This is a genomic window from Actinokineospora bangkokensis, from assembly GCF_001940455.1.
GTDB classification, from domain to species: domain Bacteria; phylum Actinomycetota; class Actinomycetes; order Mycobacteriales; family Pseudonocardiaceae; genus Actinokineospora; species Actinokineospora bangkokensis.
Map to the genome: position 1 here is coordinate 91,837 of NZ_MKQR01000017.1, position 15,257 is coordinate 107,093.

Consider the following 15,257-nt stretch of genomic DNA (forward strand, 5'->3'; position numbering starts at 1 on the left):
TGGCGTCGAGTGCATTTCCCACGGGGTGCGCCGCCCCGCCCGGGAATCTCACGCCGACGGCGGGAGCGCGGTGAGCCCGCCCCCGCCGAGCGCCCAGCGCGGGTGCGCGGGCACCGGCGGCGCGGGGACCTCGCGACCGCCCCGGCCCGCCGTCAGCCACCGGGTGCGCACCCCCACCCCGGCCACCGCCAGCTCCGCCAGCGCCGCGAGCAGCCCGGGCAGCCCGCCACCGGGGGCGCGGCCCGGCTCGGGCTCCAGGGCGACCGCGACGTGCGGCCGCCCGCCCAGCACGGCCCGCACCCGCTCCCCCAGCGCCCGCCCCGGCCCGGCCTCGACGAACACCCGCACCCCCGCGGCGTGCATGGCCTCCACCTGCTCGGCCCAGCGCGCCCGCGCCGCCCGGGGCTCGGCGTCGCGGGTGGAGAACACCGGCACCCGGGGCGGGGCCAGGCGCACGTCGGCGAAGGCGGCGTGGCCGGTGGCCAGCGGCACCAGCAGCCTGGGGTCGAAGCACCCGGCCGCGGCCAGCGCGACCAGCTCGCCGTAGCCGTGGCCCGCGTACGCGTCGGCCACCACGCCCAGCTCGCCCAGCAGCTCGTCGTAGACCAGCCCGGCCGCGCCGAGGGCGGCCGGGGCCAGGCCGGGGTCGAGCCCGGCGCGCCCGAGCGCGCCCGGCCCGTGCAGGGCCTCGGCCAGCGTGCCGCGGCCGAGGTGGCGGGCCAGGTGGGGGAAGGCGACGAGGACGTGGGCGAGCATTCCGGGCCGCGCGCCGCCCGCGCCGGGGAACAGCACCGCGACCCCGCCCGGCTCCGCGCCCGCGCGGTGCAGGCCCGCCGCCGGGTCGGTCTCGCCGCGCAGCGCGCGGCGCAGCAGCGCCACCAGCTCGGCCACCCCGGTGGCGACGAGCGCGACGCCCGCGGGCCCGGCGCCGGTGCGCAGCGCGCTGGTGCGGGCGAGGTCGAGCAGGGTGCCCGGGGTGCCGGAGGTGGCCAGGTCGAGCAGCGCGGCCAGGTGCTCCTGCACCGCGGCCGCGCTGCCGTGGAAGGTGAACAGCTCCGCGGGCCAGCGCCGCAGCCCGCGCCGGGTGAACGCCGCCGAGGGGTGGCCCACCAGCACCAGGTGGTGCTCGGCGGCGCCCAGCCCCGCGGCGCCGATGCCCGCCACCCGGTCGAGCGGGGCCCGCGGCCAGGGGGCCGCCGGGCCGTCCGGGCGCGGTCGGACGCCGGTGTGCAGCGCCATCGCCGCGCGCACCACGCCCGCCAGGCCCGCCACCCGGTCCACGTGCCCGGGGCGCCCGTGGCCGTGCAGCTCGACGAGCCCGGCCGCCGCGGGCGCCGTGCCCGCGTCGGCGTGCGCCCGCTCGACCGCGCCGCGCCCGGCACCCGCCCCGCCGAGCACGGCGTAGACCCGGTCGCCGTCGTGCTCGGCGTCGGTCAACCGCTTGAGGACGACGCACGCGGTGCCGCCCACCGGGTCGGTGGCGCCCGCCAGCACCACCCGCGACCCGCCGCAGGCCAGCTCCTTGCGCGCGGCGTCCACGGCGGCCAGCCCGGAGGCCCACGCGGCGTCGACCAGGAGCGCGGGGCCGCCCAGGCCCAGCGCGCCGAGCTGCGCGGCGACGAGGTCGGCCCCCGGTCCGGCGCCGAACACCACGCCCGTGCGCTCGGCGTCGTGCGCCACGCCCGCGTCGGCGAGCGCGCGACGGGCGACCTCCAGCACCGCCACCGGCTCCCCCGGTGGTCGCGCCGGGACCTCGCCGTGCACCGCGCCCGCCCAGAACCCGTCGAGGTCGTCGGCGCCCGCCACCGCGCACGCCAGGCCGACGACGGCGACGTCGAGCGACTGCCGCTCGGGCGCCTGCGCCCACGCCGTGCCCAGCTCCGCGCGCACCTGGGCGGCGCGCTCGCCCAGCACGCCCGCGGCGTCGCCGGTCCCAGCGCCCACGTCGCCGGTCCCCGCCACCAGCAGGCCGACCTCGACACCGCGCGCGACCAGCCCGCTGGTGAGCCCGGCGACCAGGGGGACCGCTCCAGCGCCGCCCCCACCGGCGAACACCACCTGCGCGCCTGGGGCGCGGGGGTGGTCGGCCAGCACGTCGACCTGCGCCTGCCACTGCGCGAACCCGCTGCCGCCCGCAGGCTCGTCGAGGACGAGCCGCCGCTCCCCCGCGTCGAGCGCGCGCGCCAGCTCGGCGGCCGTCCGCACGCGCGCGGCCGAGCCCGGCGCGGTGGTGTGCGGGACGGGCGGGTGAGCGGCGCCCGCGGCGTCGGCGACGGTGTTGAGCACCGCGCGCACGGCCTTGGCGGCCCCGCCGAACCGGTCGAGGAACCGCACTGCCTGGGCGTCGTCGAGCACGGGGTCCGGCACGTCCGCCTCGGGCAGCAGCGCCAGCTGGGTGTCGAGCACGACGCCCGCGGCACCGCCCAGCACGGCGGCCGCGGCGGCGGCCGGGCCGATGCCGCCGCGCAGCCACACCGGCAGCGGTTGGCGCCCGGGGTCGAGCAGCCGCCGCGCCAGCAGCACCCCGCCGGGGCCGCCGACCTGCGCCACCAGCCCGTCCGCGCCCTGCTCGTCCGCGGCCGCCGCCGCGGCGTCCGACCCCACCTCGACCAGCACGAAGTACCGGTCGGGCACGTCGGCGACCCGCCACGGCGAGCCCGCGCCGAGCACCACGGCGGCCAGCCGCGCCGCGGCCGGGCCCAGCACGGCGGTGACGGCGGCCGGGTCCAGCGCGCAGCCCGCCGGGACCCGGATGCCGAAGCGGCGGTCGGCGGGCCACCCGGCCGCGTGGCGCAGCGCGGCGGTCGCCAGGTGGTCGCCCGCGCCCAGGTCCAGCACGCCCAGCCCGCCCGCGGCCGAGACCGCGCCGCAGAGGGCGGCGCACGCCCGCCCGCCGGGGCCGCCCGCCAGCACCAGCTCCGGGCGCTCGTCGTGCGCGCGGTCCTGGGCCTCGGTCATCTCGCGCCGCCCTCCCGTCCCAGCAGGCCTGGTCGGGCGACCGTAGGAGTCCACACCGGACAGCGTCAAGGCGCGCCGCGGAACTTGGCGCGCAACGCCGTTTCCGCCGCGCGGTGTTGTCCCGCCGGGAGCAGCGGGTCCAGTTGGGACAGTCCGGGAACGCCGCGAGGGCCCTGCCGGGGTGCTCGTCGCACCCCGCCAGGGCCCTCGCGGGTCCGGCGGTCAGGCCTCGGTCACGCGCCGCAGTTCGGCGTGGCGGGCTTGCCGTCGATCCGGTCCTTCATGAACGCCAGCGCGTCCTTGTTGCCGGTGTAGACCAGGGTGATGTGGTCGGACTGGAACTCCTTGAACTGCACCGAGGTCCCGTTGGCGCACAGGTCCTTGCGCAGCTGGCGGCCCTGCGAGGGCGCCACCAGGTCGTCCTGGGCGCCGAGGTACTGGTACACCGGCACGGCGATCTTGGCGGTGCCGAGCTTGTTCTCCGCGACCCTGGCCAGCCACGGCGGGGTGAGCACCGGGCTGGTCGTGGTGTAGTCGATCAGCTTCTTGTTCGCGTAGGTGCTCAGCAGCTCGACGGTGCAGGCCCCGTTCTCCAGCTCGGAGAACAGCTGGCGCCCGGCGTCGTTGTAGTAGTTCGCCAGCTTGAGGTCCGGGTAGGCGTGGTCGAGGCCCAGCAGGGCGTAGGCCAGGAAGCCGAAGCCCTTCTTGCCGTCGAGCGAGAGCGCCACCTGGGTCAGGTCGGCGGGCACGCCGCCGCCCGCCGCGCCGACGAGGTTGACGTCGGCGGCGTAGGTCGGCTGGAGCTGGGCGGCCCACAGCGCGGCGCCGCCGCCCTGGGAGTAGCCGCGGGTGAGCACCTTCGCGCTCGCCGACCAGCCGACCTCGGGCACGTTGCGGCCCGCGCGCACGATGTCGAGCACCGCGCGGCCCTCGGACTGGCCGGTGATGTAGGTGGTCTTGCTCGGGTTGGGGCCGTAGCCCTCGTAGTCGGTGATGGCCACCGACCAGCCCTGGGCGATGAAGTCGTTGACCGCGGGCTGCTCGTAGAGCGCGCCGATCTCGGACATGTAGCTGGGCGTGCACTTGAACGCCGGGCCGTGCGTGCCGACCGCGAAGCTCACCACGGGGGTGGTCTTGGGGTCCTTGCCCTTGGGCGTGAGCAGGGTGCCGGTGACCGCCATCGGCTGGCCCAGCGCGCTGGTGGACAGGTACATGACCTTCCACGCGCTGATCTTGTCGGTGGCCGAGCCGGACTGCGTGGCCTTGACCCGGATGACGTCGCCGGGCTTGCCCGAGGGCAGCGGGTTCGGCGGCACGTAGAAATCGGGGTCGATCGGTTCCTTGGAATCGGCCAGGCTCTGCGCCAACCCCTTCTCCGCCGCCGCCCCGGCCGCGGTCGCCGAGCTCGCCGGGGCCGACCAGACCCCCGCGACCAGGCTCGCCGCCAGCAGCGGCACCACCGCCGCGGCCCGCGACGCGCGCGCGTGCTTCCTGGACACCATTGACCTCCGCACCGACCGGAAATAGGAACGACAATGAACCAGCAGCAGATTACCACCGGTTAGTGCCGTATTTCCTCATTGATTTCTCACAAATACCCACCGGCCGCGCGTGGGACCGGTGACAAGCCGGATGCCCGGCGGAGCGGGGTGCTCCACCGGGCATCCGGGGATCGTGCTCAGCGGTCGGTCAGGACCGTCAGACCTGCTTGCGGGCCCGGCGGCGCTGCCAGACGAGCGCGCCAGCGCCCGCCAGCACCAGCGCGGCGCCGATGCCCAGCGGCAGGCCGATGGAGGCACCGGTGGAGGCCAGGCCGCCGCCGCTGCCGCCGGAGGGGTAGCCCCCGCCCCAGCTGCCGCCGCCGGTGTTGCCGCCGTCCGGGTACCCGATCGGGTCCTGGGTGAGCACGGGCGGCTCGGTGGTGGTCACCGTGGTGGTCGGCACCGTCGGCAGGGTCGCCGAGGTGGTGGTGCCGGAGGTCGGCGGGGTGGTGCTGCCCGAGGTGGGCGGGGTGGTGCTGCCCGAGGTCGGCGGCGTGGTGCTGCCGGAGGTGGGCGGGGTGGTGGAACCCGAGGTCGGCGGGGTCGTCGAGCCCGAGGTCGGCGGCGTGGTGCTGCCCGAGGTGGGCGGGGTGGTGGTGCCGCCGCCGGTGCCCACGGTGAAGGTCGCCAGCAGGGTGTCCTGGCCCTCGATCAGGGTGCACGCGGAGGTGAAGGTGCCCAGGCCGGTCTCGGCGCCCGCGGCGGTCTTCGGGGTCAGCGTGGTCGTGAAGTCGCCCACCTTGACCGTGGTCTCACCGGCGTTGGGGACCGGCTGCGGGGCCACGTCGCCGGAGGCGGTCACGGTGAAGGTGCCCGCGGCCGGGACGTCGGTCTTCGGCACGACCAGGCCGGGGATGGTGACGTCGATCTGCTGACCGGCGTTGTCGGCGATGACCTTGGCCTCGGCCGAGCCCTCGACGGTCTTGGCGCCCACGAGCGCCAGGCCCGAGGTCGCGGTCTCCGGGACGGTCGCGATGGCGGAGAAGTCCGAGGTGGTCAGGTTGCCGCCTGCCGCCGCGGGCGGGGTCAGCGTCGCCTTGATCTGCACCGCGAGCGTCTGCTTGCCGATCAGCGGGAACGGGCAGGTGTAGTTGAGCGACTTGTCGACGGTCACCGGCTGGCCGCCGCCGCCACCGGGCTGGCTGGTGGTGGTCGTCGGCTCGGTCGTCGGCTCCGTGGTGCCCGAGGTGGGCTCGGTGGTGCCGGAGGTCGGCTCGGTCGTGCCCGAGGTGGGCTCGGTCGTGCCCGAGGTGGGCTCAGTCGAGCTGCCCGAGGTCGGCACCGTGGTGGTGGGGCCACCGGTGGGCGGGCCCACGGTGAAGTCGAGGATCTTGGTGTCCTGGCCGGGGTCCAGGGTGCAGTCCGAGGTGAAGGTGCCCAGGCCGGTCTCGGCGCCCGCGGCGGTCTTCGGCGTCAGCGTGGTGGAGAAGTTGCCGATGGAGACCGACGTCGGGCCCTGCTTCGGGAACGCCGTGGGCACCTTGCCGGTCGCGCTCACGGTGAACGTGCCGGAGGCGGGGACGTCGGTCTTGGCCACCGCGAGGTCGGGGATCGAGATCGGCAGCGTGGTCCCGGCGTTGACCAGGGTGATCCCGGCGCTGCCGGTGCCCTCCACGGTCTTCGCGCCGACCAGCACCAGGCCCTGGGTGGCGGTCTCGGGGACGGTCACCGTCGCGGTGAAGTCGCCCGCCTTGAGCTCGCCGCCCTCGTTGGCCGGGGTCTCGACGGTCGTCTTGATCTGCACCGTGAGCTTCTGGATGCCGATCAGCGGGAAGGGGCAGCTGTAGGTCAGCGTCTTGTCGACCTGCACGGTCTCCGCGGCGGAGGACCCGGCCGAGAGCAGCAGACCGGCGATCACCACCCCGGTCACGCCGACGGCGGACGAGGCCGCCACCAGCTTCTTCGACTTCAGGACTCTCATATCCTCTTTCCGTTCCCGTGGGGACGCACTCGACCCGCGAGCGGCGGGGACGAGCCCGGGGGTTGCGGCGGCCGGGCGGCGTTGACCGCGCCTGCCGCACTCGGACCTATCTCGGTGCGGTCAGGACCTCCTCGACCGCGGTGCCGGGTCCCGCGGTGCGCGGGGTGGCGGGGCGTCGACGCGACGCGGGCGGCCCGGGAACGACGACCCGGTCGTGGCGCGCGCACCGGCGGCTGCGACCTGGTCCCATTTCCCGTCTCCTTTGCCGACAAATAGCGCTCCGTTGTCCGGAGCGGGCGACAATTGCGACTTCACCCGCCCCTTACCACCCGCACTGGACCCTGAAACCACGGTAATCCACGCCGGTGGGCACCGGAGCACGACTGAAGCATTTCAGTCATGACCAGGCAACTTACCCACTGGTAAGGTTGCCGCACAACCCCGTCGAAGAAGCCGATGTCAAGAATTGATTAGCCATTGCTGCCAATGCCGGACACCCGGCCGCGCACGGGGATGACAACTGTCACGATGCGCGCACGCGCGGGTGCGGTCCGTGCGCCGACGCGGTCCTCGCAGCTAGCAGCGGTGAACGGCGCTGTCCGCATACCCCCGGTCGCCGGCTGAGGTCTTGTCACCGGGGTACGAGGTCGCCCGCGCGAACCCCTCACCCCGCGACAAGAAACTTCTTCACGTTCGCCGGTTGCCGCTGATTTCCTGGATGTTTCACCAACCGTTTGACACGTTCCGGATGGCGAATTTATCGTCAGCGGAGCAAACCGGTCACCGTCCCTGTTGACACGGACGGCTGTTTTGTCACGAAGAGGTGGCGCATGTCGATGGAACCGAGACCGACCACCGGACGACCCGGAGCGGCCGCGGGCCCGGTGCGACTCGCGGGCCCTTCGGCGAACGCCCACCGGCCCGGTCCGGGGTCGACCAGGGCCGCGGTCCCCGGGACGGGCCGGGTGCCCGCCGGGCCGCCCCGCCCCGCGGGCCAGCCCCCGGCCCGCGGCGCGCTCGCGCCCCGGGCGCACGCCCAGCACCCGCCGACGCCGCCGAGCCCGGTGGACCCGACCCGCACCATCGGCGCGGCCAGGGCGCTGTGGTCGGCGATCCCGCAGGCGCTGGCCGACCGGCTGCGCCGCGAGTCCACCGACCTCGTCCGCGAGGTGATCACCGAGATCCGCGCCGCCGTCCCGGCCTACGACCAGCCGCTGCAGGGCCAGTTCCGGGAGGTGCTGGTGGGGTCGGTCGAGATGGCGGTGGTGCGCTGCTTCGACTCCTCCGCCGACGTCAGCGGCGCGGTGCACGACTGGACGAACGCCTTCACCTACGCGGGCAAGGTCGAGCACGCGCAGGGCCGCACGATGGACGCGCTGCAGACGGCGGTGCGCGTCGGCGCCCGCGTGGTCTGGCGCAGGATGAGCGCGGTCGGCCGCGAGATGGGCGTGCCCACCGACACCCTGTTCACCCTGGCCGACCGCATCTTCGCCTACGTCGACGAGGTGTGCGCGGTGGCGATCGCGGGCTTCTCCGAGGCGCAGAGCAACGCCACCGGCGCCCTGGAGCGCAGGCGCAGGCAGCTGATGAAGCTGATCCTGGCCACGCCCCCGGTCGCCCCGCAGGCCATCGCCGACCTGGCGGGCACGACCGACTGGGTGGTGCCCGACGAGGTCGCCGTCATCGCCGTCGAGCACCGCCCCGGCTTCCCCACCACCACCGCCCTGGGCGGTGAGCTGCTGGTCGACCTGGAGAGCGCCGACCCGTGCGTGGTCGTGGCCGACCCCGACCGCCACCTGCCCGCCCTCACCCGCGCCCTGGCGGGTCGCCGGGCCGCCGTCGGTCCCACGGTGCCGCTGTCGGAGGCCCACCGCTCGCTGGCCTGCGCCCGCCGCGCCCTCACCCTCGTCCAGCGCGGCGTCCTGCCCGACACCCCCACCACCCGCTGCACCGACCACCTCTCGGCCCTGGTCCTGCTCTCCGACGAGTTCCTGCTCGACCAGCTCACCGCCCGGGCCCTGGCCCCCTTCGCCGACCTCACCGACAAGCAGCGCGAACGCCTCACCGCCACCCTCCTGGCCTGGCTGGAGACCCGCGGCGGCATCAACGACATCGCCGCCCGCCTCGACGTCCACCCCCAGACCGTCCGCTACCGCATGCACCAGGTCGAAGAACTCCTCGGCGAACGCCTGGACGACCCCCAGGAACGCCTCTGCATGGAGATCGCGCTGCGCGCCAGGGCTCTGCTCACCCCCCGGGTCCCCAACCAGCGCACCCCCGCCGACCACGACGAGGACGACGAACCCCGTCCCCCCTACCGCCTGGCGGCAGCCAGATAACCCCCGCACCCGGATAACCCCGTAGTCACAGCACATCCACGCACCACCACGCAGGCGGGCCCCACCCCAGGGCCCGCCTGTGCTTGCCACCAGAGCACCCGGCAGCCCGGCCAAGCCCCTATCGCCGCAGGGGCCCCGGCCACACGAGACCACCGCATCGAGCCAGCCCCAAAAATCCCGGCTCTTCCAGAGCCGACGCCGAAGGCGAGGCGACACCCACCCCCCTCACCAGCCACAACGCCACGATCGGGCCATGGGGGTTGTGCTCCCCGTCAACCGGCGTACCGTCGGTAGGGAGTCCCGCCCAAGGTGACGCTGCGTTGGGAATGTGCCCGGGGACCCTGACCTCCCCGGTGTGACGACCAAGCATCCTCCGCGTGGCCGCCCCGACAACAGGGAGCGCCACATGCCCATGCGGCCCATCGTGCCCGCACAACGCGCCACACCCGCCACCGGCGCCGAGCGCGCGCGGCACGAGACCACACCCCTCCTGTCCGTCCACCACTACCGCGTCGCGGACGTGCCGGTGCTGCGGCTGTCCGGCGACATCGACCTGGCCACCCGCGACACCGCCGAGGCGGCGATCGCGGTGCGCCAGCGCGGCCCCGCCCTGGTGCTGGACCTGGCCGAGGTCGACTTCGTCGGCGCCTGCGGGATCACCCTGCTGGTGCGGGCCCGGCGCCGGGCCGAGGACGACGGCGGCCGCTTCCACCTGGCCTGCTGCGGCCCGGTGGTGCGCCGCGGGTTGGAAGCCACCGGCCTGCTCGGCACGCTGCGCCCGTTCGACTCCGTGGCCGAGGCGGTCGCCGCCTGCTCGGACGTCCCGTCCCCCCGCACGGGGAAGTAGCGCCGCGCGTCAGACCCGGCCGGTGGCGGTGATGCCGAAGGTGGTGCGGGGTCCGATCCGCTCGCCCGCGGACTGCAACCACCCGGCCTGGGTCGACCAGTACCGGTCCACCTCCACCGAGGCGAAGTGCGGGGCGAGCGCGGCCACGAGCGCCTGCTCGTCCACCCCCTGCCGCACCACGTGGTACTCCACCATGTCCGAGGGGTTCTCCGGGTCATGCGCGTGGCGCAGCCTGCGGCCCAGCGACGCCACCCCGCGCAGCAGGTCGCCCCGGGTGACGCGCCAGGCGAAGTACGCGCCGCGGTCGACGGCGAAGGACAGCCGCGACCGCCGGGGGTACCACAGCGGGTCCTGGTAGCTGACGAACGCGCCACCCGGGGCGATCCTGGGCAGCAGCGCCTCCACCGCGCCCACGTAGTCGGGGATGTGGTGCAGCACCGACACCGCGAGCACCACGTCCACCTCCGGGCCGCGCGCCCCCGCGGTGCCGTCCGGGTCGTGCACCACGTGCACCCGGTCGTTGTGGACGAACCGCCGGGCCAGGAAGTCCGCGCTGGCCGGGCTCATCTCCGTCACCCACACCTCCGCGCCGAGCGCGGCCACGTGCTCGGTGAACGTGCCGTGCCCGGCACCCACCTCCAGCACCCGGCAGCGGCCGTCGCGGTCGAGCACGTCGCGCACCGCCGCCTGGCAGGCCGCCACCACCTTCGCCCGCAGCGCGCGGTGCCGCAGGTGCGGGGACCCCGCTGTGTAGTCGAACCCCTCGCCGAAACCCACACTTTGGTGTTGTGCCACGGCGTTCGGCTCGGTGAGCCCGGTCATCGGCGCCTACCCTTCGAGCAGTCGATCCGGAGTGGAGTGATGATGCGTCCCCCATGGACTGAGATGTTCCGCGCGGACCTGCGCGCGGTGACCGGGCGCGACCGCGTGGGCCCGGTGCGCGCGGCCTGGCTGGTGCTGACCCGGCCGGGTGTGCTGGCCACGCTGCTCTACCGCTGGCAGCAGGCCGCCGACCAGCGCGTCGCCGCCCCGCTGCTGCGCTCGCTGAACCACGTGCTCACCGGCGCGGACTTCGTCGTGGGGGCCGAGATCGGCCCGGGGGTGCGCATCGAGCACCCCAACGGCATCGCCATCGGCACCAGGGCGGTGGTGGGCGCCAACGCGTTCATCTGCCAGCGGGTGACCCTGGGCGAGCGGCTGGGCGAGAACCGCGGCCACGAGTACCCGGTGGTCGGTGATGACGTGTTCCTCGGCGCGGGCGCGACCGTGCTCGGCCCGGTGCGCATCGGCTCGGGCGCGATGGTCGGCGCCGCCGCGGTGGTGCTGCACGACGTGCCCGCGGGCGCGGTGGCGGCGGGCAACCCGGCGCGCATCGTCCGCAGGCACGCCCACACCGCGGGCCGCAACGCCGGGCAGGCCACCGAGCAGTGGTCGCATCAGCGCTCCGCGACCCCGGACACGGCCGAGGCGCAGAAGACCGCGTTGTAGGGCAGCACCCCCGGGCACTCCCGCGGCCGGTAGCCCAGCGGGCGCACCGCGTCGGCCACCGCGCGGCGGGAGTCCTCGGTCGGCGCCTCGACGACCAGCACCGGCCGGTGCGCCCGCAGCAGCTCCCCCATCCCCGCCAGCGCGTCCAGCTCGGCGCCCTCCACGTCGACCTTCACCGCGTCGACCCGGGGGGCGCCGCGCTCGCGCCACACCTCGTCCAGCGGCACCACCGGGCACTCCACCTCGCCGGTGCTGCGCTGGGGCACCCGCACGTCCTCGGCGAGGCCGTCGCGGTGGGCGTAGGCGCTGTCCTCGTGCAGGGTGAACACCGCCGTGCCGCGCACCCGCCCGGCGGCCACCCGCACCACCTCGACCCCGGTGAGCCCGGAGGCGGCGACGTTCTGCGCCAGCAGGTCCGCGGTGGCGGGCACGGCCTCCACGGCCCACACCGCGGCGTCGCGGCGGTGCGCGGCCACCAGCAGGCTGAACCAGCCCACGTTGGCGCCCACGTCCAGGAACACCCCGCCCGGGCGCAGCGCCCCGGCCAGCAGCTCGGCCTCGCGGTGCTCGTAACCCGCGGCCAGCACCGCCCCGCGGGCGAGCGCCCCGTCCACCCGCAGCCCGATCCCGGGCGCGAACGTGGCGGCGACCGGCGGCAGGCCGGGGGGCAGCAGCCGGTCGAGGGCGGCGAGCACCGGCATGGCCTGCGCGCCCCGGGTGGCCCAGGCGTGCCCGCGGGCCAGCGCGGCGACGACCCTGGCGCGGGCGGGCACCGGCCCGGTGGGGCGCAGGGCGGGCCGGGGCAGCGGCTGCGGCAGCGGCCCGGACAGCGCCTCGGCGGTGGGCGCGCTCACGAGCCGGACCGCACGAACACGCCGTCGCACTGGAGCATCCGCCCGGTGGCCGGGTCGCAGAAGCCCGGCTCGATCGCCCACAGCTCCAGCCCGGCCGCCACCAGCAGGTCGCTGATGTCGCCCATGAGCCGCTGGCCGTCGTAGAGCGGGGTGAGCGAGAGCTCGACCTGCACCGCGGCCAGCGCGGGCAGCACCGCGCGGGCGCCCTGCAGCACCTCCCACTCGTAGCCCTGCACGTCGATCTTGAGCAGGGTGCGCTCCGGCGGGTAGCCGTAGGTGCCCAGCAGGTCATCCACAGTGGACATCGGTGCGCTCTCGGTGCGCACGTAGGCCGACTCCGGTGCGGCGTCGCGGTGCGCGTCGAGCATCGGCAGCACGGACGAGGAGTAGGAGTTGCCCGACACGTTCACCTCGACCTCGCCCGCGCTCGGGCCCAGGGCCAGCCGCTCGGGGTGCCAGGCCGGGTCGGCGGCCGCGGCGCGGACCAGCTTGGCGTGCGCGTCGGCCACCGGTTCGCAGGACACGATGTGCCCGGCGAACCCGGCCTGGCGCAGGAACGTCGCGTACTGCCCGCTGTTGGCGCCGACGTCGAGCACGGCGCGCACGTCGAGCCGGTCGCACAGCGCGGTGAGCCGCTTGGCGAAGGGGTTGCGGGTGATCTCCACGCCCACGGCCAGCGCGGCGCGCTTGGCGATGGTGCGCAGGGAGGTGGGGACGTAGTCCAGCAGGGCGGCAGCCACGGCGACACATCCTTCTAACCGGCGAACTTCCGGTTCCGACGGGGCACGGGGGGTTCGATTGTGGACATACTGCGGACCATGTCGCTCCCCGGATCCCCGAAGTCCACCAGATCGAGTCACCCCGCGCTGGCACTGCTCACCGTCGGCGGTGGGCAGCTGGTCGCCCAGGTGCTCACCGCCGTCGCCCTGGTCGCCCTCGGCCACGACGACGTGCAGGCGCTCGGCCGCGTCGCGGTCTACTACGGCATCGCCGTGGCGGCGGCCAACATCGCCGACGCGGGCGCCTCCGTGCGCGTGCTGCGCGACTGCGCGCACGGCCCGGACGGCATCGGACCGAGCGCGGCGCGGGCGATCGGCTTGGTGAAACCCGTGCTGGTGCTGGTGGTCGCGGTGTTGGCGGGCGTGGTCTCGGGGGATCCCGCGCTCGCCCTGGCCCTGGGGTACGCGGGCGTGCGCGGGGTCGGCCTGTTCGCCCAGGCGCTGTGGAACGCGGGCGGCATGCAGCGCCGGGCGGCGGCCACCGTCGTGCTGGAGCGGGCCGTCGCGGTCGCGACCGCGCTCGGCGCCTCCGCGATCGGCGCCCCCGCCGCGATCGCGCTGTGCGGCGGTCTGGTGCTCGGGGCGCTGGTCGTGGTGCTCGTGGCGCTGCCGACTGTGCTGCGGGCCAGTGCGGGCGCGCGTGGGCTGCGCGCCCGCGTGGTCGTCTGCTACGGCGGCCGGTTCCTGGGCGCGACGGTCGCGGGAAACCTGCTGCTGCTGGACACCACGCTCGTCGCGCTGGCCGCCGGTGCGACCCAGGCCGGCCTGTACGCGGTGGGAGCGCGGCTGCTGGGGCCCATGGGGTTGCTCATCACCGCCGCCGGGACCGCGCTGCTGCCCGGGGTGGCGCGCGGCGAGCAGTCCGCCCGCCGGGCGCTGGACCTGGTGGGCGTGGTGTCGGTGGCCGGGCTCGCGGTGGTGTTCGCGCTCGCGGACTGGGTGGTGCCGCTGTTGGCGGGCCCGTCATTCGAGGCCGCCGTCCCGGCGGTGCGGTGCTACATCGCGGTCACCGCCATGGTGGTGTTCGCGCAGGTGCTGGTGATCCGGTTGCAGGCCTGCGGGCGCGAGGGCGCGGTGAGCGCGGTCCTGGCCGGGATGATGCCCTTCGGGCTCGCCGCCGTCTTCGTCGGGGCCCTGCTCTGGCCAGCGGATGGTGCCGTCGCCGGGGTCATCGGGTACGCGGTCATGACCGCCATCACCACCGGGATGCTCTTCGCGCTGCTGGTGCGCTCGCCCGACCGTGGCGGTGAGCGCGAGCGCCACGGCGACCGCGATGTGGCCGCGGGTCGAGTCGCCGAGGGGTGAGAACAGCACGTGCCAGGCGGCCACCAGCAGCATGTACGCCTCGGCCAGCGCGCGGTCGCGCACCGCGCGCGCCAGCCCGCGCAGCACGACGCAGAACACCAGCAGCCAGGCGAGGAACCCGAGCACGCCCCCGGTGACCCAGGCGCCGAGCAGCACCGAGTGCAGGTACAGCGAATCGGGCAGCACGTAGGTGAGCAGGTCGTAGCCGTAGACGGGGTAGCCGTGCTCGCGCAGCCACAGCACCGCCTCGGACTTGACCTCCGAGGGCACCCTGGCCGACGGCCCCCACCCGGTGATCGGGCTCTGGAGCACCCCGGACACCAGGAACACCACGTCCTTGCGCCCGCCGACGGCGATGCCGAAGTCCCCGGTCTGGAAGGACACCTTCTGCTGCTCGGCCGCGCCGAGGTCGCCGTCGGTGGCCAGCTGGGTGTAGAGCTGGCCGAGCAGGACGCCCGCCAGCCCGGCCGCCACGGCCACGGCGACCAGCCGCGGCCAGCCCCGCCGCCACGGCACCCGGGGGGTGAGCACGGCGGCCAGCGCGATCACGATGGCGAACAGCGACAGGCTGCGCGCCCCGAGCACCAGGTGCAGCGCGGCCAGCAGCGACAGCGCGGCGGGCACGGCGACGCGGTCGTACCGGTGCGCCCAGCGGCTGACGGCGATGAGCACCAGCAGCGTCACCGACTGCCCCACCCCGAACTTCCACGGGTCCAGGGCGGCGTAGTCGGGCGGGGTGAGCACGATCCCGACCGCCTGCCCCACCGCGAACCCCGCGATGAGCAGGTCCCGCGGCCCGCGCTCGCCGTCGGACCCCGCGCGCAGGATGCCGCACACCAGCCCCACGGTCAGCACGAACACCCCGGCCGAGGCGACGGCCTTGGCCAGCGTGGTCGCGGGTGCCGGGTGCAGCAGGTGCCCCAGGACCAGCCCGCCGATCCACGCGCTCCCGGTGAGCAGCACGGCGGGCCCGATCCGCCGCACCCGCAGCAGCGCCAGCACCGCCGCGGGCGCGAGCAGCACGGCGGCGACCTCGGTGAGCGAGATCCGCCCCACCACGGGCACGAACAACCACGCGCCCACCCCCGCCGCCACGGCCACGGCCCCACCCCGCACCGGCGCGGGCCGCCCCACCCCGGCCCCGGCCCCGGAGCCCCCACCAGCCACCACCGCCGTCACCAGCACCCCCGAAGTTCCCCGCCCCCAACAACCCCACGCACGATCA

At 75.6% G+C, this 15,257-nt stretch carries 10 protein-coding genes; 3 read left to right on the forward strand and 7 right to left on the reverse strand.

The annotated features are described in order from the left end of the window. Positions 1 to 48 precede the first annotated feature (48 nt). The 3 genes from BJP25_RS17305 to BJP25_RS17315 form a co-directional block, all read right to left on the reverse strand. Complete coding sequence (locus tag BJP25_RS17305) at positions 49 to 2,958, reverse strand: beta-ketoacyl synthase N-terminal-like domain-containing protein (protein ID WP_075975989.1); 2,910 nt, start codon at positions 2,956 to 2,958, stop codon at positions 49 to 51. 233 nt (positions 2,959 to 3,191) lie between these two features. Beyond that, positions 3,192 to 4,457 (reverse strand): lipase family protein, encoded by a 1,266-nt coding sequence (locus tag BJP25_RS17310; protein ID WP_233158127.1) that lies wholly within the window; start codon positions 4,455 to 4,457, stop codon positions 3,192 to 3,194. 199 nt (positions 4,458 to 4,656) lie between these two features. Further along, complete coding sequence (locus BJP25_RS17315; RefSeq protein WP_075975990.1) at positions 4,657 to 6,420, reverse strand: DUF6801 domain-containing protein; 1,764 nt, start codon at positions 6,418 to 6,420, stop codon at positions 4,657 to 4,659. Between the two features lie 965 nt (positions 6,421 to 7,385). Here BJP25_RS17315 and BJP25_RS17320 point away from each other — a divergent pair. Both BJP25_RS17320 and BJP25_RS17325 read left to right on the forward strand, forming a co-directional pair. Beyond that, the gene (locus tag BJP25_RS17320; protein ID WP_075975991.1) at positions 7,386 to 8,759 is read left to right on the forward strand and encodes a PucR family transcriptional regulator; all 1,374 of its coding nucleotides are present in this window, start codon (positions 7,386 to 7,388) and stop codon (positions 8,757 to 8,759) included. A 406-nt stretch (positions 8,760 to 9,165) separates the two neighbouring features. Continuing rightward, on the forward strand, positions 9,166 to 9,606 hold the full coding sequence (locus BJP25_RS17325) for an STAS domain-containing protein (RefSeq protein ID WP_084794118.1): 441 nt from the start codon (positions 9,166 to 9,168) through the stop codon (positions 9,604 to 9,606). Positions 9,607 to 9,615: 9 nt separating this feature from the next. Here BJP25_RS17325 and BJP25_RS17330 read toward each other — a convergent pair whose 3' ends face one another. Further along, positions 9,616 to 10,383 carry a class I SAM-dependent methyltransferase gene (locus BJP25_RS17330; protein ID WP_198943531.1) on the reverse strand — a complete coding sequence of 256 codons (768 nt, stop codon included), beginning with the start codon at positions 10,381 to 10,383 and terminating at the stop codon, positions 9,616 to 9,618. 108 nt (positions 10,384 to 10,491) lie between these two features. Here BJP25_RS17330 and BJP25_RS17335 point away from each other — a divergent pair, with 108 nt between their 5' ends. Then, positions 10,492 to 11,094, forward strand: a complete 603-nt coding sequence (locus BJP25_RS17335; RefSeq protein ID WP_075975993.1) for a serine O-acetyltransferase — start codon at positions 10,492 to 10,494, stop codon at positions 11,092 to 11,094. On the opposite strand, the gene BJP25_RS17340 is transcribed toward BJP25_RS17335, so the two are convergent. From BJP25_RS17340 to BJP25_RS17355, 3 genes are all read right to left on the reverse strand, one after another. Then, entirely contained in the window at positions 11,043 to 11,948 is a 906-nt protein-coding gene (locus BJP25_RS17340) for an FkbM family methyltransferase (protein WP_075975994.1), read from the reverse strand. The genes BJP25_RS17335 and BJP25_RS17340 overlap by 52 nt on opposite strands. Beyond that, on the reverse strand, positions 11,945 to 12,688 hold the full coding sequence (locus BJP25_RS32725) for an FkbM family methyltransferase (protein ID WP_158075672.1): 744 nt from the start codon (positions 12,686 to 12,688) through the stop codon (positions 11,945 to 11,947). The genes BJP25_RS17340 and BJP25_RS32725 overlap by 4 nt, the downstream gene beginning before the upstream one ends. A 1,002-nt stretch (positions 12,689 to 13,690) precedes the next feature. Beyond that, the gene (locus tag BJP25_RS17355; protein ID WP_143219150.1) at positions 13,691 to 15,211 is read right to left on the reverse strand and encodes an O-antigen ligase family protein; all 1,521 of its coding nucleotides are present in this window, start codon (positions 15,209 to 15,211) and stop codon (positions 13,691 to 13,693) included. Positions 15,212 to 15,257: the final 46 nt, after the last annotated feature.

Bases quoted from the DNA above. Each gene is read 5' to 3' on its own strand.
- BJP25_RS17305 (WP_075975989.1), bottom strand. From the start codon at position 2,958: ATGACCGAGGCCCAGGACCGCGCGCACGACGAGCGCCCGGAGCTGGTG.
- BJP25_RS17315 (WP_075975990.1), bottom strand. From the start codon at position 6,420: ATGAGAGTCCTGAAGTCGAAGAAGCTGGTGGCGGCCTCGTCCGCCGTC.
- BJP25_RS17335 (WP_075975993.1), top strand. From the start codon at position 10,492: ATGTTCCGCGCGGACCTGCGCGCGGTGACCGGGCGCGACCGCGTGGGC.
- BJP25_RS17325 (WP_084794118.1), top strand. From the start codon at position 9,166: ATGCCCATGCGGCCCATCGTGCCCGCACAACGCGCCACACCCGCCACC.